General features: G+C 62.0%; 25 protein-coding genes. 10 read left to right on the top strand and 15 right to left on the bottom strand.

Features of this window, described 5'->3' with window-relative positions:
• The first annotated feature begins 27 nt into the window (after positions 1 to 27).
• Positions 28 to 2,745, top strand: a complete 2,718-nt coding sequence (locus ACIQLI_RS03940; protein ID WP_400385252.1) for an aminotransferase class I/II-fold pyridoxal phosphate-dependent enzyme — start codon at positions 28 to 30, stop codon at positions 2,743 to 2,745.
• On the opposite strand, the gene ACIQLI_RS03935 is transcribed toward ACIQLI_RS03940, so the two are convergent.
• Positions 2,742 to 3,779 (bottom strand): LLM class flavin-dependent oxidoreductase, encoded by a 1,038-nt coding sequence (locus ACIQLI_RS03935; protein ID WP_400385249.1) that lies wholly within the window; start codon positions 3,777 to 3,779, stop codon positions 2,742 to 2,744. The two genes, ACIQLI_RS03940 and ACIQLI_RS03935, sit on opposite strands and share 4 nt — an antisense overlap.
• Positions 3,780 to 3,922: 143 nt before the next feature.
• On the opposite strand from ACIQLI_RS03935, the gene ACIQLI_RS03930 reads away from it, so the two are divergent.
• From ACIQLI_RS03930 to ACIQLI_RS03905, 6 genes are all read left to right on the top strand, one after another.
• A complete protein-coding gene (locus ACIQLI_RS03930; RefSeq protein WP_400385246.1) occupies positions 3,923 to 5,842 on the top strand; it encodes a hypothetical protein in 1,920 nt (639 codons plus the stop codon).
• 17 nt (positions 5,843 to 5,859) lie between these two features.
• Positions 5,860 to 6,387, top strand: coding sequence for a hypothetical protein (locus ACIQLI_RS03925; RefSeq protein ID WP_400385243.1), 528 nt, complete (start codon positions 5,860 to 5,862; stop codon positions 6,385 to 6,387).
• Between the two features lie 220 nt (positions 6,388 to 6,607).
• Entirely contained in the window at positions 6,608 to 7,024 is a 417-nt protein-coding gene (locus ACIQLI_RS03920; RefSeq protein WP_400385241.1) for a hypothetical protein, read from the top strand.
• 191 nt (positions 7,025 to 7,215) lie between these two features.
• Positions 7,216 to 7,632 (top strand): hypothetical protein, encoded by a 417-nt coding sequence (locus tag ACIQLI_RS03915; protein ID WP_400385238.1) that lies wholly within the window; start codon positions 7,216 to 7,218, stop codon positions 7,630 to 7,632.
• A 217-nt stretch (positions 7,633 to 7,849) separates the two neighbouring features.
• Positions 7,850 to 8,275 (top strand): hypothetical protein, encoded by a 426-nt coding sequence (locus tag ACIQLI_RS03910; RefSeq protein WP_310206364.1) that lies wholly within the window; start codon positions 7,850 to 7,852, stop codon positions 8,273 to 8,275.
• An 86-nt stretch (positions 8,276 to 8,361) separates the two neighbouring features.
• Positions 8,362 to 8,877, top strand: coding sequence for a hypothetical protein (locus ACIQLI_RS03905; RefSeq protein ID WP_310206366.1), 516 nt, complete (start codon positions 8,362 to 8,364; stop codon positions 8,875 to 8,877).
• Positions 8,878 to 8,928: 51 nt separating this feature from the next.
• On the opposite strand, the gene ACIQLI_RS03900 is transcribed toward ACIQLI_RS03905, so the two are convergent.
• Positions 8,929 to 9,486, bottom strand: a complete 558-nt coding sequence (locus tag ACIQLI_RS03900; protein WP_400385233.1) for a dihydrofolate reductase family protein — start codon at positions 9,484 to 9,486, stop codon at positions 8,929 to 8,931.
• Between the two features lie 692 nt (positions 9,487 to 10,178).
• Between ACIQLI_RS03900 and ACIQLI_RS03895 the strand changes: the two genes are divergently transcribed.
• The gene (locus ACIQLI_RS03895) at positions 10,179 to 10,796 is read left to right on the top strand and encodes a DUF305 domain-containing protein (protein ID WP_400385231.1); all 618 of its coding nucleotides are present in this window, start codon (positions 10,179 to 10,181) and stop codon (positions 10,794 to 10,796) included.
• A gap of 108 nt (positions 10,797 to 10,904) precedes the next feature.
• On the opposite strand, the gene ACIQLI_RS03890 is transcribed toward ACIQLI_RS03895, so the two are convergent.
• The 10 genes from ACIQLI_RS03890 to ACIQLI_RS03845 form a co-directional block, all read right to left on the bottom strand.
• Positions 10,905 to 11,441 carry a hypothetical protein gene (locus tag ACIQLI_RS03890; RefSeq protein WP_400385228.1) on the bottom strand — a complete coding sequence of 179 codons (537 nt, stop codon included), beginning with the start codon at positions 11,439 to 11,441 and terminating at the stop codon, positions 10,905 to 10,907.
• 179 nt (positions 11,442 to 11,620) lie between these two features.
• Positions 11,621 to 12,565 (bottom strand): ABC transporter permease, encoded by a 945-nt coding sequence (locus tag ACIQLI_RS03885; RefSeq protein ID WP_400385225.1) that lies wholly within the window; start codon positions 12,563 to 12,565, stop codon positions 11,621 to 11,623.
• Positions 12,555 to 13,286 (bottom strand): ABC transporter ATP-binding protein, encoded by a 732-nt coding sequence (locus ACIQLI_RS03880; protein ID WP_207594348.1) that lies wholly within the window; start codon positions 13,284 to 13,286, stop codon positions 12,555 to 12,557. The genes ACIQLI_RS03885 and ACIQLI_RS03880 overlap by 11 nt, the downstream gene beginning before the upstream one ends.
• A 95-nt stretch (positions 13,287 to 13,381) precedes the next feature.
• Complete coding sequence (locus ACIQLI_RS03875) at positions 13,382 to 14,533, bottom strand: ABC transporter substrate-binding protein (protein WP_400385221.1); 1,152 nt, start codon at positions 14,531 to 14,533, stop codon at positions 13,382 to 13,384.
• 155 nt (positions 14,534 to 14,688) lie between these two features.
• Positions 14,689 to 15,642, bottom strand: a complete 954-nt coding sequence (mmuM, locus tag ACIQLI_RS03870) for a homocysteine S-methyltransferase (RefSeq protein WP_400385218.1) — start codon at positions 15,640 to 15,642, stop codon at positions 14,689 to 14,691.
• Positions 15,643 to 15,741: 99 nt separating this feature from the next.
• On the bottom strand, positions 15,742 to 17,160 hold the full coding sequence (locus ACIQLI_RS03865; protein WP_026546387.1) for a sulfate adenylyltransferase subunit 1: 1,419 nt from the start codon (positions 17,158 to 17,160) through the stop codon (positions 15,742 to 15,744).
• Positions 17,161 to 18,204 (bottom strand): sulfate adenylyltransferase subunit CysD, encoded by a 1,044-nt coding sequence (gene cysD, locus ACIQLI_RS03860; protein WP_400385215.1) that lies wholly within the window; start codon positions 18,202 to 18,204, stop codon positions 17,161 to 17,163.
• On the bottom strand, positions 18,201 to 18,953 hold the full coding sequence (locus ACIQLI_RS03855; protein WP_089595926.1) for a phosphoadenylyl-sulfate reductase: 753 nt from the start codon (positions 18,951 to 18,953) through the stop codon (positions 18,201 to 18,203). The genes cysD and ACIQLI_RS03855 overlap by 4 nt, the downstream gene beginning before the upstream one ends.
• Positions 18,950 to 20,692 (bottom strand): nitrite/sulfite reductase, encoded by a 1,743-nt coding sequence (locus ACIQLI_RS03850; protein ID WP_400385212.1) that lies wholly within the window; start codon positions 20,690 to 20,692, stop codon positions 18,950 to 18,952. The genes ACIQLI_RS03855 and ACIQLI_RS03850 overlap by 4 nt, the downstream gene beginning before the upstream one ends.
• Positions 20,693 to 20,845: 153 nt before the next feature.
• The gene (locus ACIQLI_RS03845; RefSeq protein ID WP_400385210.1) at positions 20,846 to 21,568 is read right to left on the bottom strand and encodes a sirohydrochlorin chelatase; all 723 of its coding nucleotides are present in this window, start codon (positions 21,566 to 21,568) and stop codon (positions 20,846 to 20,848) included.
• Between the two features lie 63 nt (positions 21,569 to 21,631).
• Between ACIQLI_RS03845 and ACIQLI_RS03840 the strand changes: the two genes are divergently transcribed.
• Positions 21,632 to 22,303, top strand: a complete 672-nt coding sequence (locus tag ACIQLI_RS03840) for a trimeric intracellular cation channel family protein (RefSeq protein ID WP_354229762.1) — start codon at positions 21,632 to 21,634, stop codon at positions 22,301 to 22,303.
• 13 nt (positions 22,304 to 22,316) lie between these two features.
• The gene (locus tag ACIQLI_RS03835) at positions 22,317 to 22,742 is read left to right on the top strand and encodes a hypothetical protein (protein ID WP_354229760.1); all 426 of its coding nucleotides are present in this window, start codon (positions 22,317 to 22,319) and stop codon (positions 22,740 to 22,742) included.
• Positions 22,743 to 22,926: 184 nt separating this feature from the next.
• Here ACIQLI_RS03835 and ACIQLI_RS03830 read toward each other — a convergent pair whose 3' ends face one another.
• The 3 genes from ACIQLI_RS03830 to ACIQLI_RS03820 form a co-directional block, all read right to left on the bottom strand.
• Positions 22,927 to 23,796, bottom strand: coding sequence for a type IV toxin-antitoxin system AbiEi family antitoxin domain-containing protein (locus ACIQLI_RS03830; protein ID WP_400385206.1), 870 nt, complete (start codon positions 23,794 to 23,796; stop codon positions 22,927 to 22,929).
• Between the two features lie 585 nt (positions 23,797 to 24,381).
• Complete coding sequence (locus tag ACIQLI_RS03825; RefSeq protein ID WP_400385203.1) at positions 24,382 to 25,485, bottom strand: polyprenyl synthetase family protein; 1,104 nt, start codon at positions 25,483 to 25,485, stop codon at positions 24,382 to 24,384.
• A gap of 9 nt (positions 25,486 to 25,494) precedes the next feature.
• Positions 25,495 to 26,838, bottom strand: coding sequence for a geranylgeranyl reductase family protein (locus ACIQLI_RS03820; protein WP_400385200.1), 1,344 nt, complete (start codon positions 26,836 to 26,838; stop codon positions 25,495 to 25,497).
• Positions 26,839 to 26,865: the final 27 nt, after the last annotated feature.

The raw sequence follows: 26,865 nt of genomic DNA, 5'->3' as shown, positions 1-26,865 counted from the left end.
CCCCTTTTCAGTTTGAAAGTGAAACACATGAGCACCCCTTCCCCGTCCCCGAAAATCGGCACCCCCAGCAGGGCCTGGCGGTCCCGTGCCGACGCTTGGGAGTTTTTGGGATACGCCCTCAGGCAGCTCGCCTCGGCCCGACACCAGGAGTCCGGTTTGCTGTCCCAGATCGACAGGACCTTTGCCCTCCTGGCAGCGGTGGAACCGTATTGGGCAGAGCCTGGAGTCAACGCCGTGGCCCAGTTGCGCCAGTTAATCGACGACGGCGAACCCCAGGCCGCGCTCCAGCTTCTGGGCGGTTTGTCCCACCTCCCGCTCGCCTCTGCCGGGGAAACAGCTGCGGTGCCGCGCGCTGAGCTCCCGGACGAGGAAGCTGTTGACCAGCCCGAGCCGGCGGAGCGGCCACGCTTTGAGGTCCTGGTGGTGGACACCATGGAGCCCGAAGAAGCCGAGGCGCTCAAGAACACCATGGCTGCGCAGCGCCGCCCTTCGGATGCGTTCACGTACACGGTCAACGTGGTTCCCAGCTATGAGGATGCCTTGGTGGCCATCATGCTGAACCCCGATATCCAGTCCGTTGTTCTTCGTCCGGGCTTTTCCCTCCGCAGCTCCCATCTGTTGGGCAGCGACCTCCGGAGGTTCCTGGCCCGGCATACATCCGCAGACTTGCAGGACTCGCGACCCATCAGACGGATCCTTGCGCTGGCCGATGCAATTTCCGGGCTGCGGCCGGAACTGGACGTCTACCTGGTGGCAGGGGTTTCCATCGAGTCTTTGGCGGGATCCCTCACCAGGAAGTTCCGGCGGATTTTCCGGCGACAGGATCATCTGGACCTGCATCTGTCACTGCTGTCCGGCGTGGCCGAACGCTACGAAACACCGTTCTTCACGGCGCTGCAGGACTACAGCCGCCGCCCGGCCAGCGTCTTCCACGCCCTGCCGATTTCCCGGGGTGCGTCTGTAGGGACGTCACCGTGGATCCGGGACATGGCCGATTTCTACGGGACAAACCTGCTGTTGGCCGAAACCTCCGCCACCTCCGGCGGTCTGGACTCTTTGCTGGATCCCCACGGCTCCATCAAACGCGCACAGGAACTCGCCGCCCGGGCCTTCGGGGCGCAACGAACCTACTTTGTCACCAACGGCACATCCACGGCCAACAAGATCGTGCACCAGTCACTGCTTGCCCCGGGCGATGTTGTGCTGGTGGACCGCAACTGCCACAAATCGCACCACTACGCCTTTGTGCTTGCCGGTGCCCGCGTGTCCTACTTGGATGCCTATCCCCTGGATAAGTACGCCTTTTATGGGGCCGTCCCTCTGGCCAGCCTGAAGGGCAGGCTTCTGGAGTACCGGCGGGCAGGCCGGCTTCACGAGGTGAAAATGGTGACCCTCACCAACTGCACCTTCGACGGCGTTGTGTACGACGTCGAAAGGGTCATGGAGGAATGCCTGGCCATCAAACCGGATCTGGTTTTCCTGTGGGATGAGGCGTGGTTTGCCTTCGCCCGCTCCCATCCGGTGTACCGCCGTCGAACCGGCATGGCGGCAGCAGCCGCCCTGGAAGCTTCCTTCAGCGATCCTGCCTACGCCGCACGGTATGCGAAACAGGCCGCCGCCCTTCATGACCCGGTCACCAGCGAACCCGTTGATGACGAAGCCTGGCTCACCACCAGGCTGATTCCGGATCCTGCCAAGGCACGCCTGCGGGTCTACGCAACGCAGTCAACCCACAAAACGTTGACCTCGTTGCGGCAGGGTTCCATGATCCACGTGTTTGACCAGGACTTCGCCGGCTCCAACCGGGAGTCCTTCCGCGAGGCGTACATGACCCACACGTCCACGTCACCCAACTACCAAATTCTGGCGTCCCTGGACATTGGCAGACGACAGGTGGAACTGGAAGGTTTCGGCCTGGTGCAACGGCAATCGGACCTTGCCGTGTCCGTGGCCCAAGCCGTGGCCCGGCATCCCCTGCTGAAGAAGTACTTCCGGGTGCTTTCCTCGCGGGACCTCATCGGTTCGCGCTATAGGGAAACCGGCTCCAGCATGCCGCTGCGGGATGGGCTAGCCGAGCTGGAGGATGCCTGGCAGCGGGACGAGTTCGTCATCGATCCCAGCCGCCTCACGCTGGACATCAGCAAGACAGGGATCGACGGCGACACTTTCCGCCACAGCTACCTCATGGACGATCACGGCATCCAAGTGAACAAGACCTCACGGAACACTGTGCTGTTCATGACCAACATCGGCACGTCCCGAAGCTCCGTGGCGTACCTGATCGAGGTCCTGGTGAAACTCGCTGAAGGCTTTGATAACCCGCATCCTTCGGCGCGGGCTCGGACGCTACCTGCCTCGTCCGACGCTCCCCGCCCGACTCCCCCGCTCCCGGACTTCAGCACCTTCGCCACGCGCTTCCGTACGGATGATTCCTGCGAGGACGGGGACATCCGGGCCGCCTACTTTGAGAGTTACAAGCCCGATTCCACGGTGTACCTGTCCATGCCTGAGGTGGCTGCGGCGGTGGCCGGAGGACAGGAAGTGGTCTCGGCAGGGTTCGTTACGCCGTATCCGCCCGGGTTCCCCATCCTGGTCCCGGGGCAGGTGATCACCCGGCAGACTCTCGAGTTCATGGCTGCTTTGGATACCCGGGAAATCCATGGGTTCGATCACGAACGGGGGTACCGGGTTTTCGTGGAGCCTGCTACGTCTTCTGTTCTCGAGCTGGTGGCTGTGGCGTCCTAGGCTTTGGCGCTCCAACCGAAAGCAGGGGCGACGTGCTTGGCGACGTTGCCCAGCAGCTTGGCGTTGTAGTCGACGCCAAGCTGGTTGGGCACTGTGAGCAGGACCGTGTCGGCTGCTTGCACGGCTGCGTCGTTCGCCAGTTCGTCCGCCAGTTGATCCGGCTCGCCGATGTAGCTCTTCCCGAAACGGGACAACGCGCCGTCGAGAATTCCCACTTGGTCTTGGCTGTCCGCTTGGGCGCGCAGACCGAAGTAGTGGTTGTCGACGTCGTCCACGATGGGGATCACGCTGCGGCTGACGGAGATCCTCGGTTCAAAGTCGTGCCCTGCGGCGGCCCAGGCGTCGCGGAACATCTGGATCTGCTCGGCTTGCAGTTCATCGAAAGGCACTCCCGTGTCCTCAGTGAGGAGGGTTGAGCTCATGAGGTTCATGCCTTGCTCTGCTGCCCAGACTGCAGTCTTCCGGGTTCCGGCGCCCCACCAGATTCTCTGCGGGAGGCCGGGTGACTGGGGTTGGATGGGCAGCAGACCTGTGGCCCCGCCGGCGTAGTGTGGGTCCGCTTCGGCAATTCCGTGCCCGGCGATGGCTTTGCGGAACAATGCAGTGTGGCGGCGGGCCATGTCGCCGCCGTCCTCACCGTCCTCGGGGACGTAGCCGAAGTTCGCTGCTCCGTTCCGTGCGGGTTCGGGTGAACCACGGCTCACTCCGAGCTGCAACCGCCCATCACTGATGAGGTCTGTGGCTGCTGCTTCCTCGGCCATGTAGAGGCTGTTTTCGTATCTCATGTCGATCACGCCGGTGCCCATTTCGATCCGGCTGGTCCGTGCCGCAATAGCGCTCAGCAGTGGAAAGGGCGATGCTTGCTGCCGGGCGAAGTGATGCACCCGGAAGAACGTTCCGTCGATGCCCAGTTCCTCAGCGGCCACAGCGAGTTCGATGCCCTGTTTCAGGGCCTCCCCAGCCGTTGGCACGAGGGAACCCGGGACACGGGCCCAGTGACCGAAGGACAGGAAGCCGATCCGTTTGTTGTGCATGTTCGGGACAACTCCGCGGGGGCCCGGAGAATTCCACGGAGCCGCTCGTCCAGCGCTCAGCGCTTTCCGAAAGTGATTCAGAATCCGTCGAGCGCATTAGGTATAGTGGAGCCGTCGGCAGTTTATCTATTTGATGGAGTAAAATGAATTTCGACACGGGGGTTGCCGATCGTTTGATCGGTGCATGTCGAGACGCAGCGCGTACGTTGCAGGATCAACGCGGCGGGCGGGAATCGATCTCGACTGCTGCTCTTACGGAATTCCGGGGCGTGTTCGCTGACTGTTTCCGGGAGAACGTTGCCGCTGAACGGGCGGCCCGTTCGGAGCTGGTCCATATGTTGGAAGACGTTGCCCGTCGGATACAGGAAGCGAAGAGCGCCGCGGAGGTTGAGCAGCGTCGCTTGGATCAGGTGACGGAGTGGGCGCTTGCCTCCGGTTGGGCGCGTGCTGGCGGCGGTTTTGCAGTGGATGTGGGGCCGCGCCCGTCGATGGAGGCGACTGACCGTCCGGTGGTGAGCGTGGAGACTGCGCGGCAGAGGTTTCGTGTCTGGGCGAGTGGAAGCACTGGTGGGGCGAGTTCCGCTGATCCGGACACCTTGGACTCCGCAGTGTCAACCTTCAGGATCCAGGACGACTCAGACCGAGGCGCGGCCAACAGAGTCAGTGCAGCTGTGTCCGAGTTCGAGGACAAGTGCTCCTGGGTGCACTCTGATCTCGACGCTGTCCGTGGCGGGCTGCGACGGTTCCTGGAAGACAACCATCAGGACGCGACCCGGCTTTCCGACATCGCGTCGACGTTCCGTGCTGCCGGTGGGAGCGGTGACCTCGGGCAGATAACGGTATCGAACGGCGTTCTTGTGCTTGCAACGGCGCCGATGACCTTATCGGGCTCGGCGCTGCTGGGCTACTTGTCCACTGCCTCCGAGGCTGACGTGAAGGCATTGGCCACAATACCCGGATGGCAGCAGACCCTGCGAGGCATGGACCCATCGAAAATCGGGGCTTGGTGGGCGGGCCTGAAAACGGGAGCCCACACTGCAGTGAACGAGTCCGGGTTCACGCCGGTACAGGAGCTGCTGCTGGCTGCGGCTCCGGCCATGTTCGGCGCTTTGGACGGGATGCCCGCACTGGCCCGGGTCCGGGCTAACCAGTTGAACGCGCCAAGCCTGCTCCGTGCGGCGGAGAACGACCTGGAAACAGCCCGGAAATTGTCGGGGATCGGGCAAGCCCACCACGACCCGAACCGAACAAAAATGCTGGAAAATGAGGTCGCCTACCTGAAGCAGGTGGAAGCCGGGCAAGTTCAGCTTTACCTCTATGACCGGGACCAGTCCCGGATTGTGCAAATGATCGGCACCCCGGGCCCCGACACACGGCACGTGATCACCTACGTTCCAGGAACCTTCACCGGACTGAACATCTTCTACGAAGGCGGCGTACAGCAGGTCTCGACTTACCTCAATAACAACGTGCCGGGGACGGTGGCTTTCGTGTACAAGGATGGGCGGTTCCCCGGGGAAGAGAACACCGCCGGCGGCCCCAACCTCGCGAGAATCGGTGAGGCGAACGATGAGAAACTCGCACGCACGTCCGGGCAGCAACTGGCAGGTTTCGAGACCGGAATGCGTATTGACCCCTACCTGAACGGTGCCGAACAAACCGGCATCGGACACAGCTGGGGCCTGGCGAACGTCACCAGCTCCGAAGTCGCCGGAGCGCGATACGACAAGGTGGTCTCCCTCGCCGGGGCCGGCATGCTCCCGGACTGGAAACCACAGGCAACCACGGAATACTCGAACCTGTACTACTATGATCTGCTCGTCCATGGTCAGGGAGTTGTCAATCCCATCACGAAAAGAGGGGCTGTGTGGGAGGGAAACAACCCCATCCATCGCGATGAGTTCGAACAGCATTACTACCGCGGCCCCGACGACGACCAACTTAGAGCGATCAACACCGTCGAAGAAGGGAACATCCTCATGGAAAACCACAACCTCATCGCCTCAAACAGTGAGGACAACTTGAAAGCGCTTGAAAACATGCTTGGAATCGTGACTCGATGAGGGCACGGACCGGCGCCATGACGTTGTTGCTGGTGGGGCTGATAGGGCTTGCCGGTTGCGCCGGAAACCCCGGAGGGACTCCAATCGAACCAACAGGGCCTACCGCAACAAAGACACAGGAGGCAACGGTGAATGCTGAGATGACATGGCAGCAAGCGAAAGCCCACACACAAGCCGTACAACTGGAGATCGTCGCACTGATCCCAAAAGATGCTGTTGTCTCCATTGATCAGAAGAAGAAGGGCGTGCTTCTGTCCTGCAACAAGACCCAGCACAACTGGAATGCTTCAACGACGGTCACGGTTGCCGAAGGGACCAAAATCGAACCCATTGTGAAAGCCATCGAAGCCCACTACCGGGCGAACGGAGCTAGAGTATCTGTCGATAGAAATGTAAACGAAAACTATCGAATCCAAATCGACCCGCCTGCTCCAGGGGAGAGTTACATCGTCTCCGAAGGATTGTCTCCAAACGAAATCCGTATCGCATCAGGTTCGCCTTGCTTCACCTTGCCCGAGGGCACCTACCCAGGTGGGGATTTCTAATCCTCATGAACAACCACAACCTCATCGACTCAAACAACGAAAACAACATGAAAGCGCTTGAAAACAAGCTTGGAATCGTGACTCGATGAGGGCGCGTCGCGGTGCCATGGCGTTGTTGCTGGTGGCAGGTTCGATCGGGCTCGCCGCTTGCGCCGAGCCACCCAACGGGGGTTCGACAGAGTCAACTGTGCCAACTGCGACTCAAACACAGGAGGAGCCGATGAAAGCTGAACTGACCTGGCAGGAAGCGAAAGCCCACACCCAGGCAATGGAACTGGAGATCGCAGCCCTGATCGCAACCGACACGATTGTCTCTATCAACCAGAAGAAGAAGGGCGTGCTGCTGTCCTGCAACAAGACACAGCACAATTGGAATGGCTCGACGACCGTCACGGTCGCCGACGGAACCAAAATCGAACCCATCGTAAAAGACATCGAAGCCCACTACCGTGCGAGTGGCTTAAATGTGTCCGTCGATAAGGATGTAGACGATAAGTATCGAATTCAAATCGACCCGCCTACTCAGGGGGAGAACTATATTATCGCCGAAGACTTGGCCCCCAACGAAATCCGTGTCGCATCAGGATCTGCGTGCTTCACATTGCCGGAAGGCATCTACCCAGGTGGGGATTTCTAGACCGGGTTCACGTGGAACGGCAGTCTTGAACGCACTTCGGTACATGAAGAAGTTGGTGAATCAATGAAAGCGTCGACCCATGCTGTGTTGCCGCTGGCGGGTGCGATGGTGCTGGCCGGTTGTGCCGGAAGCCCTGGGGGACTCCGATCGAACCACCAGAGCCCACCGCAACAAAGACTCAGGAGGACCCGATGAATGGTGAACTGACGTGGCAGGAAGCGAAGGCCAAAGCCCAAGCCATGGAATTGGAGATCGCCGCCCTCATTCCAAAAGATGCTGCTGTCTCGATCGATCAAAAGATGAAGGGCGTGCTTCTGTCCTGCACCAAAACCCAGCACAACTGGAATGGTTTCACAACCATCACCGTTGCCGAAGGAACCAAAATCGAGCAGATAGTGAGAGCCATCGAGGCCCACTACCAGGCGAAAGGAACCAAAGTATCCGCCGATAGCAATCCAAACGAAGACTATCGAATTCAGATCGACCCGCCTGCGCCTGGGGAGAACTACATCGTCTCCGAAGGATTGGCCCCAAACCAGATTGACATCGACTCGGGCTCGCCGTGCTTCACCTTACCCGAGGGCATCTATCCGGGTGGGGATTTCTGATCCTCATGAACGACCACGGGCTCATCGCCTCCGACCGCGAGAACTACAAGCAGGCACTTCGGTTCATGAAGAAGTTGATGACGCAATGAGAGGGCCGCACCATGCTGCGTTGTTGATTTTGGTCGGTTCGACGATGCTGGCCGGTTGCGCCGGAAGCCCCGGAGGGACTCCAATCGAACCAACGGGGCCCACCGTAACAAAGACACAGGAGGCAACGATGAATGCTGAGCTGACATGGCAGCAAGCGAAAGCAAACACGGAAAAGGAGGCGCTGGAGATCGCGGCCTTGATCCCGAAGGACAAAGTTACTTCCATAGTCCAGAAAGAGACAGGCGTACTCTTATCCTGCAGCAAAACCGAACACAACTGGAACGGCTCGACTTCGATCACGCTGACTGAGGGAAGCGAAGCTGAATCTGTCGTGAAGGAACTTGAGACGGCTGCTCGGGCACACTACACGGATCATCGTTTTGAGGTCTCAAGCGATCGGACCATACAAGGCACTTTTCGTGTTGAGATAAGCGATCCGGCCACCTCGGAAATGTATCTCATCAGGGAGGACGATCCCGGTCTCATTCGCATTGCGTCAGGTTCGCCTTGCTTCACGTTGCCCGAGGGAACCTACCCCGGCGGGGATTTCTAGCTCCTCATGGAAAACCACAATCTCATCGCCTCCAACAGCAACGACAATAGGGAGGCGCTTCGGGACATACAAGGTTTGATTAACCGATGAAAATCTCACGCTACACCGCTATCGCCGTATTATTGGTAGCCATCATGGGTGTTTCCGGTTGTACAGATACAGATATTCCGAGGGAGGAAAATGACTTGGAAACAAGCCTGCCATGGCAAAGTGCGAAAGCAGATACGCAGAAGACCGCACTCGAGATCGCCGGCTTAATCCCGAAAGACAAAGTTACTTCCGTCCTTCAGAAGGAGACCGGCGTACTCCTGTCGTGCAACAGGACCGATCACAACTGGAACGGTTGGACAGATATTACGCTGACGTCCGGCGCGAACGTGGAAGAAGTTATAAAAGGCCTTGAGCTGCACTACAGAGAGAGCCGCTTCGAGGTCACAACCCGGACGGGAATTGATGGCGACTATCAAGTGCATTTGCTTGGGCCCGCTCCCAGTGAAGGATATCTCATCGGTAGAGGCCTAACCCCAAATGTGATTCGCATTGATTCCGGTTCGCCGTGCTTCACATTGCCCGAGGGCACCTACCCCGGTGGAGATTTCTAAAACCGGAGTTCATGGGGATGGCTAGGCGTTGTCATGTTGCCTGCACATTAGTCAAACAGCCCGGCGATAATGCATCGCCACCGCCCCGTTAGTGAGCGGCTCGGCCGAGATCAGTTCAAGGCGCCGGGTGCTGGGCAGTCCGCCTTGGTAAAGGGTGGGGCCGTGGCCTGTGATCATGGGGTGGATGAGGAATTTGTACTCGTCGATCAGGCCCAATCGGTCCAGCTCTGTTGCTAGTTTCCCGCTGCCGAGAAGCACCCCCTTGGGAGTCCTGTCCTTGAGTTCCTGAACGGCCGTACCCAGTTCGCCGACCAGCCGGTGGCTGTTCGTCCAGGGGAAGTCGCTCCGCGTTGTGGAAACGACGTACTTGGGTTTTCCCTCCAAGGTGATCGCCCACTCGCGTAGGGCTGGCGGCGCTTCTACTTCGCCGCGGGCAACCAAGGGCCAGTAGACCTCCATCATTTCGTAGGTAGTCCGGCCCCAGAGCATTGCGCCGCTCTGATCCAGGAGACGCGTGAAGTGGGCGTGCGTCTCGTCGTCGGCGATGCCCTCCTGATGGTCCACGCAACCATCAAGCGTGACGTTGATGCTGAACGTTAGAAGGCCCATTCGACGATTCTAGGCTGCGAATGGAAAGGGCCAGCGGAAATCGGAGGAATGCATAGGGGAAGGAGTGCCAACAGAAAATGAATCACTTGTAGATACCCTATGGGGGTATACTGTCACCACTGGAAGTGGACGAAGGTGGTGAAGCATCGTGAGCAAACTGCTGTCCCCTCGCGCTCTTGCCGCCTCCCTCGTGCGGGCGTTGCTTCTACTTCTGGTGACGGCCGTCATTGCAGGCATATTCGGAATGCACATCATCAGCGGTCCGCATGGGGCAGGGGGAACGCATGCGTCTCATGCGGCATCACCTGTAGTGAGCACCTCCTCATCCCACCACGCGCACGGCCCTTCTCATGAGGTGAGCGGTGCCTCGGCTGGCGACGATCACGGCACGGAATTTGGAAGCTGCTCCTGCACTCAGGCTGCCGGTTGCATCCCATCCCTCACAACAGCTTCTCTGAGCGCTCCCCCACCCGGCACGACAGGCGAAGTCACCCCTGCATCGTGGGAACTGCCCACCATCTTTCCGTCCTGGTCCTACCAACCCCACGGTCCTACACCCGGGCAACTCTGCATCAGCCGTACGTGAGCACTGGATGGTCCGGTAACAACCGGGACCACACATCCATTCACCATCTGTTGACTACGGTGCGGCTGACTATCAACGCCGCCCGAAATGCAAAGGACTTTTACTCATGAACAGAACTCACTTCACTGTGACCGGAGCGGCTCTCGCAGCTCTGCTTGCCCTGGCTGGTTGCGCTTCCAACCCCGGCTCCGGTTCCATGCCGGGCATGGACCATGGAAGTTCCGGCACCTCCATCAGCCCCTCTGCGAACAGCAGCGACGCCGGGCACAACGCCGCAGACACCATGTTCGCCCAGATGATGATCCCCCATCACTCCCAAGCGGTGGAGATGTCCGACGTCATGCTGGCAAAGGCTGACATCCCGGCCTCGATTACCAACTTGGCCGTGAAGATCAAAGACGCGCAGGCACCCGAAATAGAGAAGATGACGGGCTGGCTGAACAGCTGGAACGTGCCTGTCATGGGATCCTCGGGGCATGGCGGCCACGGCATGGACGGCATGCTGAGCGAGGCGGACCTGCAGAAGCTTAGGGATGCCCAGGGTGTGAACGCGGCCACGCTCTTCCTCACGCAGATGATCGCGCATCACGAAGGTGCTGTGACCATGGCCAAAACCGAGATAGCCCAGGGCAAGAACCCGGAGGCTGTCCAGCTAGGCAAGGACATCGTCACGGCGCAGGAAGCAGAGATTCGGGAAATGCGGGATCTGCTGACCGGACTCTAACCTCACCGTCTGGTGACGCAAGGGCTCGACGGCGGGAGGTCGCCGTCGAGCCTTTGCGCGCCGTCCGGAAGTCGACGTTTGCATCGGTCGATGCGAAGGGCCGAGGGCCTAAAGCGTGTCTGGATCAACAACTGTGGTCGGGTATGGCTTGCCCGGATTGAGAGGTGAGACACTGACGATCTTCCAGCCTTCCCCGGATTTTGCCAGTTCAACTTTTTGGTCGTAGACGTAACCTTCGCTGGGGCCTTGCACGCCGTTCACCGGACCGTGTTCCAGCTGTGTCTGCTCCGAGATATCTACGTTGGCGCCGGCATCGGTGATGGTGAATTTCTTGATGGTGATCTCCGAGCCGCTGTCCGTCAAAAGGACGCCATGGGGAGCAATCGCGTCCCTGCGTTGGTGGAGCTGTCCGTACTCAAGCTCGATGCCCTCAACTACGTCCGGCACAAAATCCTGACTGATCTCCTCCTTGGTGGAGGAGAACCCTGTGACAACTTGATGGTTCCTGCGGTCGATCGCCCGCTCAATCAGGGCCTGGACAGCGGCCTTCGCTTCCGCATCCGGCTGCGGGGCTGGCGCTGCACACGACGTCACGGCAAGCAATGCAACTACCGGAGCCATCGTGATTCTTTGCTGCCTGGTCATGACCTGCCACCCTTCACACGACTCCCGGGAATCGCCTCCCCCCACATGCAAAGGCTGGTGGAAACGTAGCACTTCATCCGGGTCGAAACCAGATCCGGCCGGGAAGGGCGAGTTTTTGTACACGTAATGCCCCTAAGAAGCACTCTTAAGGGCATTACGTGTACAAAAACTCCAAAGGGTTAGCGGCTGCTGCCCGCCAGCAAGCCCCGGCGCTGCAGCAGTCGCTTCTCGATCGGCCCGAACACCAGGAGTTCGATCAAGATGCCCACGAACAGGATGAGCAGGATCGCGGACATCACAATGGTCATATCGGAGAGCAAACGTCCCTGATCCAACAATGAGCCCAGCCCGAAGCCGATGGTGCCGCCCACTGCGATGATTTCCGCGGCCATGAGTGAGCGCCAGGAGAAGGCCCAGCCCTGCTTCAGCCCACCGATGTAGCCCGGAAGTGCGGCGGGCAGGACGATCTGCAACGCCATCTGAAGCCGGTTTGCGCCAAGGACGGTGCCCACACTGCGGTACTGCGGCGGGATCTGGTCCACACCGGAGATGAGTCCGTTGATGATGGACGGGATGGCACCCATGAACACCACGAAGTACACGGTGGCGTCGGTCAGGCCGAACCAGATGATGGCGGCAGGAACCCACGCCACGGAGGGGAGTACCTGCAGGCCGGAGATCAGAGGTCCAAACGCACGGCGCAAGGGAGCTACCTGAGCCAGAATCAGACCCACGGGAGTAGCGATGACCACCGAAATCAGGAAGCCGATCACACCACGCTGCAGCGAGGTCCACACAGCTTCCTGGACTTTGCCCTCGCCCCACATCGTCACGAACTGGGTGAGGACGTCAAGGGGCCCGGGAACGAGGTCGCGCCGTTTGAATCCAAGCGAAACGTAGAACTGCCACGCGAGGATCAGGACCACCAGCGCTGCAACGGGCAGCAGCACGCGCTTCCATTCGATGCCGGCCTTGCGCCCACTGTCGGACTGGAGGTTGTCCAAGCCGGCTTCAAGGTCCCGGAGCTCCGAGGCGTTGCCCTTCAGCGACGGCGAAGTGATGTGCTCTTTGGATTCAGTCACGGGAAGGGTCCGCTCTTCGGTGGTGATGGGGTTACTTGGCATGGCGGCGGATCTCCTCGCGAAGACGGCGGGTAATGACACCGGTCAGCTCCCCGGCACGGCCGGCATCGGTACGGTGTTCCTCGGTGACATCCCATTCGGCCACCACACGGCCGGGACGCGAGGACAACAGCAGCACGCGCTGACCCAGTCGAACGGCTTCGCGCACGTTGTGGGTGACGAACACGATGGTCCGGCCCGTTTCCTTCCAGATCCGCTCAAGCTCGTCATGCAGAAGATCGCGGGTGATCGCATCGAGGGCAGCAAACGGCTCATCCATCAGCAGCAACTGCCGGTCCTGGGCCAGGGAACGGGCCAACGCAACGCGCTGCCTCATGCCGCCGGACAATTCGTGCGGGCGCTTGTCGCCGGCGCCACCAAGGTGGACCAGTTCCAACAGTTCGGTGGCGCGTTCGCGCCGGCTCGCCTTGGTGCTGGACTTGTCAGCCAGCTGCAACGCCAACTCAATGTTGCCGCGTGCCGTCAGCCACGGGAACAGGGCCGCGTCCTGGAACATGAAGGCAGCGCCGTCGCTGGGTACTTCAAGAGCGCCCGACGTCGGCGGTTCCAGTCCCGCCATGATGTTCAGCAAGGTGGACTTACCGCAGCCGGACGCACCGAGGAGGGCCACGAACTCGCCTTGAGCGATGGTGGCGTTGACGTCGTCCAGCACCGGGGCGCCGTCGCCGAAGCGTTTGCCCAGATTCTCGAGTACGACTGGCATGGTCCCGTCCTTCGTGTTGATTGGTAAAGCTGATGCGGCCAAAGGCCGGCCCACTCCCCCACCAATAAAGGGGAAGCGGACCAGCCCATTACTGCTTAGTCCTGGCCAAGACCTGCAGCTGAGATCTTCTTGCCTTCAACCTCGTTCAAGGTGCGGAGATCGAAGATGCCGTTGATGTCGGCCTGCTGGGTGGTCCCGGCTTTGACACCGTCTTCCAGCAGCTTGTTGTACGTTCCGGCCAAGGGGTCTGTAGTGAACTTGATGTTCTGGAGCGCACGCTCAATCACGTTGGCCGGCAGCGGCTTGCCTGCCGTGTCCTTGAGGACCGCGTTAATGGTGGTCGCCTTCTCCTCAGCCGAGGCGGAGTTGAGCCAGTTCACCGATTCCACGTGGCCCTTCAGGAGGGCCTTCACGGTTTCCGGGTGTTCCGCAGCGAACTTCTTGTTCACGATCAGGATGGTGGTGGTGAAGTCACCGTTTTCCCACAGGTCCTTCTCATCCACCAGGACCTTTGCACCGGCCTCGAGCACCAGGCGGGAGGCCCAAGGCTCCGGCAACCACGCGCCGTCGAGCTTTCCATCTTGGAAGAGCTTCAGCGACTGCGCGTTCTCGGTCGGGTTGATGTTGACGTCGCCGCTGCCATCAGTGTTGGTCTTGAAACCTTGATCGCCCAGCCAGGCCCGGAGTGCCACGTCCTGGGTTCCACCGAGCTGCGGGGAGCTGAGGATCTTGCCCTTGAGATCGGCCGCGGAGATGATCTCCGGCTTCACCACCAACTGCGCACCACCGGACGCTGCACCGGCGATGATGCTGATGGACTCGCCCTTGCTCTTGACGAAGGAGTTGATGGCCGGGTTCGGGCCGATGTACGTGGCGTCGATGGCGCCGGCGTTCAAGGCTTCGATCGCGGCGGGGCCTGCGTTGAAGACCTGCGTGCTCAGCTTGGTATCGCCGAGCTCCTTGGCGATCAGGCCCTTGCTGGTGCCTACCAGCGCCGGGCCGTGGGTGACGTTGCTGAAGTAGCCGAGCTTCAGCTCAGCAGCCGGGGACGTGCTAGGGGCCGGGGCGGCCTGGTTGTTCTGCGAAACAGCGGAAGCAACTGCAGCGCCTGCACCGATCAGCAGCACCAAGCCGACGGCCAGGGCGATCTCTACTGTGCGGCGGCGCTTGGGCTTGGATGCGGTCTCACCGGCGACAATGCGGGTGGTACCGGAATCAGGTTTCTGTGACTCGGGAGTGTTCGACATGAGGGTGGGTCCTTAGAAGATGTGGGATGCGAGCGGGGCGAAGATCAGGCCCCGTGACATCGCCCGTCGAGGGCAAGCAAGGACCATTCCGGAGAGGTCATGCCTTCACAGTAGGGACTGTCATATTTCGGCTTCAATCCCGTAGAAATCAAGGTTCACGCAGGTTCACGTGGCGTCATATTCGCCGCGAGGGCTTCAATGTCGCGCGGAGTTGTGCGGCAGCAGCCACCTATGAGATGGGCGCCCCGGTCTTGCCAAGCAGCTGCGTTGCCGGCCAAGGTTCCGGTGCCCTGAACGCCCTCCGACGGACTCCATGTTTTGGTCACAGCGTCGTAGTTCTCTCCGGAATTCGGGTAGGCCACCAACGGCTTATCGGAGGCGTGTTGCAGAGTGCCCAGCGCGTCAGTCACCAGTTCCAGCGGCACACAATTAACCCCGACGGCGGCCACCCGCGGTTCCGCGCGCAGCAGCGCAGCGACGTCCGCAAGGGGCGTTCCGTCACTGATGTGGCCGCTGTCCCGCAGCGTAAACGTGAACCAGGATTCGACGTCGAACTCTGCCACGAGCGCCAACAGCGCCTCCGCTTCGGCGTACGACGGCAGGGTCTCGCACGCCAGGAAATCGGCCCCGGCCTCCACCAGCGCCGCAATACGCGGGCGGTGGAAGTCCCGGAATTCCGTGGCCGAAAGCGTGTAGTCGCCGCGGTATTCGGAGCCATCGGCGAGGTATGCGCCGTAGGGTCCAACGGATCCGGCCACCAGCAAAGGGCCGCTCGAAGAGCCCTCGGCCAAGGCTTCCTGGCGGGCTTCGTCGGCCAGCCGGACGCTCAACGCCACCAATTCCAACGACTCCTCCACGGACAACCCGCGCCGCGCAAAGCCCTGCGGAGTGGCCTGGTAGCTGGCCGTGATGGCTACGGAGGCGCCGGCGTCGAAGTAGTCGCGGTGGACTTGCTTGATCAGATGCGGCTGCTCCAGCAGGACCTTGGCAGACCACAACGCGTCTTCCAGGTCGCAGCCGTGGGCCTCCAATTCCGTGGCTAACGCACCGTCCAGGACCAAGTCCTTGCCGGCGTTGAGGAGAGTGCTGAGCGTGGTGTTCTGTGGCATGGGTCCTTCCCCAAAAAGAAAACCGCAGCTTGTCCGAAATTCCCGCCGTACAACGTGAGGAGTCGCGAACAAGCTGCGGTTTTGTGACTACGTGTGACCCTAGATGACGTAACGTTCGTCTTCGTGGTCGCCCGGGTGGTCCTTGACCAAACCAGCGGCAAGGGTGTTGCCGTCGATGGGGTCGATCACCAGGAAAGCGCCGGTGCGGCGGTGGTGCAGGTAGTTCTCCAGCGGCAACGGAGCAGACAGGCGGAGCTGTGCGTGTCCGATGTCGTTGAGCTCGAGGTTGGATGCCGGCTCCACGTTGAAGGTGGCCAGATCCAGCTTGCCGGTGACGTTGCGGACCAGTGCCTGGACCGTGCGCGTGCCGTGCTTCACCAGGACCTTCTGGCCTTCGCGGAGCGGCTTCGGCGAGAGCCAAGCCAGCGACGCATACAGGTCTGCGGTGCTTTCGCGGACCGTACCGGCAGCGGCGATGGTGTCGCCACGGGCGATGTCGATCTCGTCAGCCAGGCGGACAGCCACGGACTGCGGAGCTGCGGCCTCGTCCAACGACTGGCCGGCGAAGTCGATGCCGATCACCGTAGTGGTGCGCGGTTCGTGGCCCGGGCTGATGACACTGACTTCGTCGCCAACCTTGACCGACCCTTCGGTGATCTGGCCGGCGTAGGCGCGGTAATCGCGGTACGCCTCCACATTGAGCCCGGCAGCAACAGCATCCGGAGCCAAGGCACCCTGCGGACGGATCACCAGCTGGACCGGGAAGCGGAAGCTCTCCAGGTCGGCCTCAAGCTCGTCAGCAGCCGGGAGGGTTTCGAGGACCTCCAGCAATGCCGGGCCGGTGTACCAAGGCGTGCGCTCGGAGCGGTCCACCACGTTGTCGCCGTCGAGGGCGGAGACAGGAACCACGAAAAGGTCTGTAACCCCGCCAGCATTTGAATCTTCACGTCCCAAGCCAAGCTCGCGGGCAACCTTCTGCACGTCCGCTTCGATGTCGCGGAAGACCTGCTCGCTGAAGTCCACCAGGTCGATCTTGTTCACGGCCACGATCACGTGGGCAACGCGCAGCAGCTGCAGAACGGACAGGTGACGGCGGGTCTGCTCCAGCACACCCTTACGGGCGTCAATAAGTACGACGACGGCATCCGCAGTGGACGCGCCCGTCACCGTGTTCTTGGTGTACTGAACGTGGCCGGGGCAGTCGGCCAGGATGAAGCTGCGGCGGTCCGTAGCGAAGTAGCGGTAGGCCACATCGATGGTGATGCCTTGCTCGCGCTCGGCACGCAGGCCGTCGGTCAGGAGGGCGAGGTCGATCCCGCCCTTCTCGCCGCCGAAGCCGCGGTCCGCAGAGGTGCGGGCAACGGCGTCGAGCGTGTCAGCAAGAATCGCCTTGGAATCGTGAAGGAGGCGGCCCACCAAAGTGGACTTGCCGTCGTCGACCGATCCGGCGGTGGCGAAACGGAACAGTGTTGTGGGCAGGGCTGTTTCCAGCCCGGCAGCCAAAGTTTCGGTGCTCATTTAGAAGTAGCCGTCCTTCTTGCGGTCTTCCATGGCTGCCTCGGAGATGCGGTCATCTGCTCGGGTGGCGCCACGTTCGGTCAGGGTGGAGGCAGCGACTTCAACAACGACGTCGGCCACGGTGCGGGCATCGGATTCCACAGCACCTGTGCAGGACATGTCGCCCACCGTGCGGTAGCGCACCAGTTTGGTGATGACATCCTCGTGGGGCAGCGGCTGGGATACCTCGCCCACCGCGCGCCACATGCCGTCGCGGGCGAAAACTTCGCGCTCGTGGGCGTAGTAGAGGCCGGGGAGCTCGATGTTCTCGCGCTCGATGTAGCGCCAGATATCCAGCTCGGTCCAGTTGCTGATGGGGAACGCACGGACATGCTGGCCTACCGTGTGGCGGCCGTTGTACAGGTTCCACAGCTCGGGGCGCTGGTTGCGCGGATCCCACTGGCCGAATTCGTCGCGGAGGCTCAGGATGCGTTCCTTGGCGCGGGCCTTGTCCTCGTCACGGCGGCCGCCGCCGAAGACGGCGTCGAACTTGTTCTTCTGGATCGCATCAAGCAACGGAACAGTCTGCAGCGGATTGCGGGTGCCATCAGCGCGCTCTGCCAGCTCGCCGCTGTCGATGAACTCCTGGACCGAGCCGACAACCAGCTTCAAACCCAGTCGCTCCACCGTACGGTCGCGGAAGTCGATGACCTCAGGGAAGTTGTGCCCCGTGTCCACGTGCAGGACGGGGAACGGAACCTTGCCCGGCCAAAACGCTTTGGTGGCCAGGTGCAGCATGACCACGGAGTCCTTGCCGCCGGAGAACAGCAGCGCAGGCTTCTCAAACTCGGCAACAACCTCGCGGATGATATGAATGGCCTCGGATTCGAGGGTGTCCAGCGACGAAAGGCGAGTCGATTCCGGAGCCGAAGCTGCAGATGCCGCCCCGGGAGTGGCATCGGGCCTGTCGTAGCTGGACGCAATGCTGCTTGCAGCATTGCCGTCCAGCGAAGGGGCGGGGGCGGCATCTGCTGCGTAGGCGTCCGTTGTCGTTTGGGTGCTCATGTGTGTAGTCCGCATTCTGTCTTGTCGGATCCTGCCCAACGGCCGGCGCGGGGGTCTTCACCCGGGGCCACTTTGCGGGTGCAGGGCTGGCAGCCGATGGACGGGTAGCCCTGGCTCAGGAGGGGGTTGACGGGAAGGATGTTGTCCTCGGAGTACTCGATCAGCTGATCGAAGGTCCAGTCGACCATCGGGTTCACCTTGACCAGGCCGAAGCCTTCATCCCAGGTGACCACCGGAGTGTTGGTGCGGGTGGGTCCCTCGTCGCGACGGACGCCGGTGAACCACACCTCGTAGCCGGCCAGCGAGCGACGCAGGGGCTGTACCTTGCGCAGTGCACAGCACTGGGCGGGGTCGCGGGCGAACAGGTCCTTGCCCAGGAGGCGGTCCTGCTGTTCCACGGTGTTTTCCGGAAGGACGTCCACCACGTTGACGCGGAGGTTTGCTGCGACTTCGTCGCGTGTCTCGTACGTTTCCTTGAAGTGGTAGCCGGTTTCCAGGAACAAGACGTCGACGCCGGGAAGCTGGTCCGCCACCAAAGCCGGCAGGACGGCGTCGGCCATGGAGCAGGCCACCGTCACCGTGGGCAGCTCGAAGTTGCGCGCCACCCAGGCGATGGCTTCGGTGGCGGAGGCGTTCCAGCCGAGCTCTACCGCACCGGCCTCGGCCAGGGCCTTGAGCTCCTCATGGGATCGCAGCGCCGGACGGGCAGCTGCGCTGGCGAGGTTGGTGATGGTGACGGGATCTGTCATTGGAGATCTCCTTCATCGGCGGAGTGTGCCCACTCAGCGAAGGTCTGGCCCTCGGCGCCAACGGCGACGAACTTACGGACCACACGCTCCACGTAATCGGGCAGGTCTTCCACGGTGACCTTGAGGCCGCGGACCGTACGTCCCAGACCGGCTTCCTCGCGCTCGTTGTTCGCCAGCCCGCCACCGAGGTGGACCTGGAAACCCGGGGTGGGGTCGCCGTCGGGCGTTGGCAGCATCATGCCCTTCAGGCCGATATCGGCCGTCTGGATACGTGCGCAGGAGTTGGGGCAGCCGTTGATGTGGAGGGACAGTGCCGACGGCAGCTGCTTGGACTCCACGAGGTCGGCCAGTCGGCGTTCCAGTTCAGCGATGGCCGTAGCAGCCGTGACCTTGGTTTCCACGATGGCCAGCTTGCAAAACTCGATGCCCGTGCAGGCAATAGTGCCGCGGCGGAATACGGAGGGACGGGCGGAGAGGCCCAGGGTGTCCAGTTCGGCGATGAGCGGCTCTACCTGCTCCTTGGCCACATCCAGGATGACCAGTTTCTGGTGAGGAGTAGTGCGGAGACGGTAGCTGCCGTGCTTCTCCAAGGTATCCGCCAAGGTGACAAGAGCTTCGCCGGACGTGCGGCCCACTGTGGGGGTCACACCGATGAAGAACTTGCCGTCCTTCTGCTCGTGAACGCCGATGTGATCCCCGGGAGCCGTGGGCTTGGGAGCGGCAGGGCCATCCGGAAGCTTGAAGCCCAGGTACTCGTCCTCCAGGATCTGGCGGAACTTGGCCGGACCCCAGTCGTTCATCAGGAACTTCAGGCGGGCCTTGGTGCGCATGCGGCGGTAGCCGTAGTCGCGGAAGATGCTGGTGACGCCGAGCCAAACCTCTGCGGCGACATCGGCCGAGACGAACACACCGAGGCGTTCGGCCAAGCGCGGGTTGGTGGAGAGACCTCCGCCAACCCAGAGATCGTAGCCGGCACCAAGTTCAGGGTGGACGACGCCCACCAAAGCGAAGTCGTTGATCTCGTGCACCACGTCCTGGGACGGGTGGCCCGTGATGGCGGTCTTGTATTTGCGCGGCAGGTTGGCCAGCTCGGGGTCGCCGATGAATCGTTCGGCGAGCTCGTGGATCAGCGGTGTGGGGTCGATGATCTCGTCCTTGGCGATGCCCGCAACCGGGGACCCGAGGATGACACGGGGAACGTCGCCGCAGGCTTCGGTGGTAGACAGCCCGATGCCCTCAAGGCGGCGCCAGATTTCCGGTACGTCTTCGACACGGATCCAGTGCAGCTGGATGTTCTGCCGGTCCGTGAGGTCGGCCGAGCCGCGGGCGAAGTCCACGGAAATCTGGCCGATGACGCGCAGCTGTTCGGTGGTCAGCGCACCGCCGTCGATGCGCACGCGCAGCATGAAGTACTTGTCTTCGAGCTCGTGCGGTTCAAGCGTTGCCGTCTTGCCGCCGTCGATCCCGGGTTTGCGCTGGGTGTAGAGGCCCCACCAACGGAAGCGGCCATGAAGATCAGTGCCATCGATCGAGTCGAAGCCCTCTTTGGAATAGACAGACTCAATGCGCTCACGGACGTTCAGTCCGTTGTCTTCCTGTTTCCAGGTTTCGTTGGCATTCAGTGGCGCGGTGCCGTCAACCTTCCACTGGCCGTGGGGCTTGGCGGCAGGGCGGGTGCGCGCCGGACGCGAGGGGACTGCGGTGTCCGAGGACGCACCGGCTACAGCTGTATCTGTCATACATCGACTGTAGGTCTGGCCAGATTTAGCCAGCAAAGGTCCGGAAATGCTAAGTCACCTAGGGAAACATTTCGTCACGAACACGCCAGCGGCCTTGTCCGGAGGGCGTGTTTTGTGCAGGTCAATTTGGCCCCTTTTCCGCGTGAATAAAGGTTAGGAGAGCCTTTCCAACACTGCGTCGTACCGTTCCAGTGCGATCTCCGCGAGCACCTTTGAGGGCAGCAACGGAGCCGCAACAACGTCCGCGCCGGCCTTCGCCAACTGATCGTGGAAATAGCCTGTCGCCAGCAGGTACGAAGCAATGAAGACCCTGCCTGCTGGGCCGTTCGGTTCGGCGGCGGGTTCGGCGGCGAGTTCGGCGCGCAAGGAGGCGACGCCGTCGGGCACTGTTGGCTGGGCACTTGCACCATAGGCCACCCGCACCTTGTTCGGCAGCAGCTCTGCGAGCAGTCTCGCCTGCTCTTCCGAATCAACCGAGCCGTCCGGAAGGGATGATCCCGCGGCAGCCAGCAGCACGCCGTCGTGCTCCTGCAGCCCCGCCGCGCGCAAGTGTGTGGCCAACAACTCAGCGAGCCGCGGGTCCGGACCCAACGGCCTGGCGGCCACTACCTCGGGGCGGGTCTTGATGGCCTTGGGCACGTCCACCTTGATGTGGAAGCCGGTGGACAGCAAAAGCGGTACGACGACGGCGGCAGTCCCTTCGGGCAGGCCCTCCACCACGCCGCCCAACTCGGGTTCCTGGACGTCGACGTACGCCTCAACCACGCGCAACCCGGGACGGAGTGCTTCAATGTCGGCCATCACGCGACGGATGGCGGCCTGCCCTTCGGCGTTCCGGGTTCCGTGGGCGCAAGCGATCAAAACGGGGCTGTTCATGGCAGCTAGCGTAACGTTGAGCCAGCATCTATTGAGAGTCGTATCCAGAAAGAACCCGTCCACTTGATTTCCATCGACATCGTCCTTCTCTGGCTCGACCTGGTTGGCGTGTTCTTCTTCGCGGTCTCAGGATCCCTGCTGGCTGCCCGCAAACAGTTCGACATCGTTGGCTCCGTGCTCCTCGGTTCCATTGTTGCCCTGGGCGGCGGCGTGATTCGCGACATCGTCATCAATGCCGGTCCCCCGATCGCCTTCACAAATCCGGCCTATCTGGCTCCCCCGCTGCTCGCTGCGATGCTGGTCTACTTCCTGTTCTCCTCGGTCCAGCGCTTCACGTCCCTATTAACACTGTTCGACGCCGGTGGGCTGGCTCTGTTTTGCATCACCGGAACGCTTAAGGCCCTGACTGCCGGGATGAACCCCGTGGCCGCGATCCTGCTCGGTGTCACCACCGCGGTGGGCGGCGGCCTGCTGCGCGACATTACGGCGAACGAAATTCCTACGCTGTTTAATGCCCGCGATCTCTATGCACTCCCGGCGTTTGTGGGGGCCGGCCTCACCACGCTCCTCTGGCATCTGGGGAACTTCACGGGGCTCACAGCGTGCGTTGTGGCAGCGGTTGTTTTCGCCTTCCGGGTTACGGCTTGGCGACGCAGTTGGCATGTCCCGCTGGCCGTTCGTGGCTGGCACCGTCCGGGCGCCGGCCCAGGCGCAATTTCGGGTGCCCGGGATTAGCTAGGATAAGAGCATGACTGACATGTTCCTCGAGAAGTTCCGCGCGCTGGTCCCAAAGTATCTCGAGGATGAATGGCAGGAAGAAGACGGCCTCACGCCCGACGAACTGGACGACGCCCTCTCCGATCACACCTTCACCATCCCGCTGGTCCTGCGCGAGTTCTACCTCGCGATCGGTGGCTGCGAGGACCTCATGGAGGCCTACCATTACTTCTGGGACCCCGAGGAACTCGAAGTGGACGATGAAGGCTTCCTCATGTTCCTTGAGGATGAGGAAGAGCAGTTCACCTGGGGCTTCCGCACCGCCGATCTCGGCATCCCGGACCCCATCGTCTGGCGCCGCAACAACGCCCGCGGCCAGTGGAAGAGCGAGGAAGGCACGTTCTCCGAGTTCGTCTTCGATATGTTCGAGTGGGCCTTCAACGACGACGAAGACTAACTTTCAGTTTTGCAGCGGCCCCTTCCCTGACCTTCCCGGTCAGGGTGGGGGCTGTTTTGTTTGCGGCACGTGTGCGGCCACCACCCACTTTGATTTTGGAGCGGCCCTGACACGCCGTCGAGGTGGCGTGTCGCTGGACTATTGCGGTCAAAGTGGGTGGCGGCGGTACAGCCACAGAGGGAGCTTACGACGGCGGAACCCACCCGGGTGCGTACCTCGCCGGGGCAAAGCGGCCGGCTTCCCTCTTGCGCAGGACTGTCAGGACTTCAGCCACCATGCGCTCAGGGTGGTGAACGACGTCCGCATAGTAGTAGTGGAGGCTCAATAGCCCTCCCCGCATGGCTGCGTTGTTCCTGTACTGGTCCTTCTTGACCTGTTTCCCCTCAAGGTGGGTGCCGCCGTCGATTTCAACGATCAGGCACTCGTTGACAAGGCAGTCCACCTCACCCACCTCCGGCACGTCCACGTGCATCTGGACCTTGAGGCCCGCCTTGGTGAAGTGTGTATGCGCCAGCACCTCGAGGAGGGAGTCGGCACGCGGAAGAACCAAGTCCAAGGTTTCCCGGATCCTGCCATTTCTGTTGCCCGGAAGCTTTGATCTCAGGAAGTCGGTGGAGAGCAGTGCAAGGCTGGCTGCACTCTGCACCATGACGAGCGCGTCGAGTTCGGGCAAGCATCGGAGGGCGTGGATCAACACATCTGCTACCCCGGCAACAGGCAAGTACGGATGATCGGGGTGCAGACGGGCCCCGTGGTGGACCACTCGTCGCCTCGCCAGCCCAGTGCTGCAGCTTAGATGGACTTCCTCTGCTCCCCCAAGGGCCCAGAGACCATAGAACCGCGCGGCAGAGACGCAGGTGATCACACCGTCCGCTCGAAAGGCAGCAACGACGTCCGGGTCGGCCTCCCTGAGCGTGTAAACGCCGCGGTGCAAACGTTTGATGGCCCCGGTACTGACAGCCTTCGCGAGGACCCGCTGGGAGAAGCCCGCCTTCCTGAGGGTTTCCGTCTTGGCTGTTCCGTGCCGGCTTCGGAGGAATGTGGTGAGCTCCATGTAGCCATGCTGGGTTCGACGCGGCCCTTCCGGTTGCCGGGATTGCCCCTATGTGGACAACCGCATGTACCTCCACCACCCTGTTTGCCGGCCCGGAACCTTGCGACACACCCCATGTACGGCGAGTCCCGGCCCTCTGCGGTTCAAAGTGGGTGATGGAGGCTCGGCGCTTCGCTGTAAATCGCACGGCAGATAAGAAAAAACCGTTGACCCAAAGAGTTGCATATGTGACAGGATTGTCATAAGCTTTTCACGGATCCACTAAATGCCTCCGGTGGGTCTGATGCGAACGGAGATTGTGGTCCCGGTTCGGTGCAGCGTATGACTCGTAACGTTGCAACGAACCGGGGCCATTCCGTTTTTCCGGAAACTTCAAGTTTGGGCGCGCGCGGCCACCACCCACTTTGATTCCACCAGCAGCCCAACACGCCGCCACCACAGGCGAGTCATCACGCGCGAACACTCAAAGTAGGTGGTGACGGTACGGGTTCCCCGACGGCGAAGGGCCTGCAACCGGAATCCAGACAACAAAAAACAGGCGCCCGGCCTACAAAAGACCGGACGCCTGCGAAAGTAAAGAAGAACCTAGCTGCTGCGGTCCACCACGGCATGCGCGAAGTTGGTCAGCGACGCCTTCACCACTCCCTCGGGCAGCGGGGCCAGTGCAGCCACGGCCTCGGCGGACCACTGGCGGGCGATCTTCCAGGACTCGTTGGTCACAGGGTGCTCGCGCAGGCCGGCCACGGCCTCAGCCAGGGCGGCATCGGAGGACAGGTCGCCGTCGATCAATTCCAGGAGAGCAGTGGCCGAGGCATCCCCTGCAGTGGCGTCGCGGCGGAGCAGCAACACGGGCAAGGTGGGCACACCTTCGCGGAGGTCGGTGCCCGGGGACTTGCCGGACTTGACCTTCACACCGGTGACATCGATGACGTCGTCGGCAAGCTGGAAGGCAACGCCCACCTTCTCGCCGTACTCCACCAGCAGGTCCTCGTAGGCCTCATCGGCGCCGGCAAAGATCGCACCGAGCTGCCCGGAGGCGGCCACCAAGGAGCCGGTCTTGTCCGCGATGACGGACAAGTAGTGCTCCACGGGATCCTCGTCTTCGCGCGGTCCTACGGTTTCGTGGAGCTGGCCGAGGCACAGGCGTTCGAAGGTTCGGGCCTGGATGCCCAGGGCGCGGGAGCCGAGCTCGGACACCAGGATGGAAGCGCGGGCGAAGATGAGGTCACCGGTGAGGATGGCCACCGAGTTGCCCCAGACTTCATGGGCCGTAGGAGCACCGCGGCGGAAGGGGGCGGAGTCCATCACGTCATCGTGGTAGAGCGTTGCGAGGTGGGTGAGCTCCACAACTACTGCAGCCTGGACAACCTCGGGACGTGAAGCATCGCCAAGGTGGGCGCACAGCAGGGTAAGCAGTGGGCGGATGCGTTTGCCACCGGCTTCCACCAGGTGACGCGACGTTGCATCAGCCAGGGGGTCCGAGTTGGAGATGGCTTCGCGGAGTTTCTTTTCCACCCGGGCAAGGTTGGTGGTGATGGCAGGACCCAGCTCCGGATCACCGGCAATGGCGGCGAAACCGGCGGGCAGCTGGAGTCCCGTTGCGATCGCGGTGGTGTTGGGAGCAGGCTCAACAGCCTGCGGCAAGCCATGCCCGGCATGCGTCCAGCTGTGTTCGGCAGAGTTCGTCACGGGTTAACCCTAACTAGTTGGTGCGGAAACCGCGGTGTCGGAGCCTGCCGGCGTCAGGGCACGGGCAGAGGAAGTGTTGGACGTGGCCGGAACCAGCATCTCGAGGACCCGGATGACGCGGTCTTCGAAGCCCTTCGCGGCGGGGTCCGTGAGGTTGGCGAGCAGGCGGACCACAAAGCGCATCAGCACAGGAATCGGCATCCCGGTTCGCAGGGCGAGCTTCATCACGGCAGGCTTGCCGATCAGGAAAGCGAAAGCGCGTCCCAGCGTAAAGTGCGATCCCCACTGGTCCCGCACATAGTCCGCGTAACGCGAAAGGTGCGCGTCGGCGTCATGCGTTGACCAACCGGCTGAAGCCGCCCTCGAAGAAGAGTCGATCAGGAACTCTGCCGCGAACCGTGCGGACTCCATGGCGTAGGAGATGCCTTCGCCGTTGAACGGGGACACCATGCCACCGGCGTCGCCCAGCAGGAGCAACCCGGGTGAGTAGTGCGGGGTGCGGTTGAAGCCCATGGGCAGGGCGGCGCCGCGGATCTCCCCTACCTGATTTTCCGGCGTGAAGCCCCACTCTGAGGGCATCCCGGCGGTCCATTCGCGCAGGACCTGCTTGTAGTCCAGCTTGCCGAACTCCTTGGAGGAGTTCAGGATGCCCAGGCCCACGTTGGAGGTGCCGTCGCCAACACCAAAGACCCAGCCGTAGCCGGGCAGCGGCTTGCCGGATTTGCCGGGAAGTTCCAACCAGCCTTCCATCCAGTCGTCGTCATGGCGGGGGGACGTGAAGTAGGTACGCACGGCGACGCCCAGCGGACGGTCGTCGCGCTTATGCATCCCCAACGACACGGCGGTTCGCGTCGAGTTTCCGTCTGCGGCGAGCACGACGTCGGCATGGAAGTCGCGCGTTTCGCCCGTCTTGCGTCCGGACTCGTCAAGGATGGACGCCCGTGCGCCGATGACGCGACCGTCGTCGGCGGTCAAAGCGGAGGTGACGCTGTGGCGTTCAAGAACGACGGCGCCAGCGGCTTCTGCGTGCCGGGCCAACGATTCGTCGAAGCCAAGCCGCGTACGGATCAGGCCATACGTGGGAAAGTCGGAAACCTCGGGCCACGGCAATTCAATGGTGCGTCCACCGGCGATGAGGCGGAGGCCCTTGTTGCGGCGCCACCCGTCCTCCACAGCGTGGGACAGCCCAAGCTTCTGGATCTCGCGGACGGCGCGCGGGGTGAGGCCGTCGCCGCACACTTTCTCACGCGGGAAAGAGGTCTTTTCCAGCACCGTGACGTCGATGCCCGCCTGGGCGAGGTAATACGCGGCGGTGGACCCGGCCGGGCCCGCGCCAACAATCAGTACTTTCACGTCGTCCTAAATCAGCAGGCGGTACGG

Origin of the sequence: Paenarthrobacter sp. NPDC091669 (assembly GCF_044756725.1) — a bacterium.
GTDB classification, from domain to species: Bacteria; Actinomycetota; Actinomycetes; order Actinomycetales; family Micrococcaceae; genus Arthrobacter; species Arthrobacter bambusae_C.
This window is presented reverse-complemented; position numbering and strand designations above follow the sequence as displayed.